The following is a 404-nucleotide window of genomic DNA, read 5'->3' as shown; positions in this document are numbered from 1 at the left end:
TCGCGCTGGTGCTCGCCGCGTAGTAGTCCACGTCGGTCGCCGCCGCGCCATCGATCTTGGCAGTCGCGATGTAGGCGAACGGCTCCTTCATCCCGTACAGCACAACCTGGGTACCGGTGAACGTCACGGTCGCGGTGGCGCCGACCGTGGACGTCCACTTGAAATGGTTGTCCGCGGCGTTGGCACAGTTACCGGAACAATCGCTCCACCCGGCCGAGAACGCCATGCGACTGGCGTCGGTGTCCTCGATCGTGGTCACCGCCGGAGCGCTGGTGACGACGGCGCGGTCGAGGGTGATCGACATACCGCCGGTGGAGGCGGCGTTGTGCCGGTTGGTCATGGTCAGGACCAGCGTGTGGTTACCCGGGGCCAGCTCCGGCGACGTGTACACCGGGACCGTGGTC

Annotated in this window: 1 protein-coding gene; it reads right to left on the bottom strand. The window is 66.8% G+C overall.

Features of this window, described 5'->3' with window-relative positions; all coding sequences use genetic code 11:
• Nucleotides 1–404 (bottom strand): hypothetical protein (locus ADL15_RS54260; protein WP_198170878.1); only part of this gene is annotated, 404 nt, incomplete at both ends.

Origin of the sequence: Actinoplanes awajinensis subsp. mycoplanecinus (assembly GCF_001509495.1) — a bacterium.
GTDB classification, from domain to species: Bacteria; Actinomycetota; Actinomycetes; order Mycobacteriales; family Micromonosporaceae; genus Actinoplanes; species Actinoplanes palleronii.
This window is presented reverse-complemented; position numbering and strand designations above follow the sequence as displayed.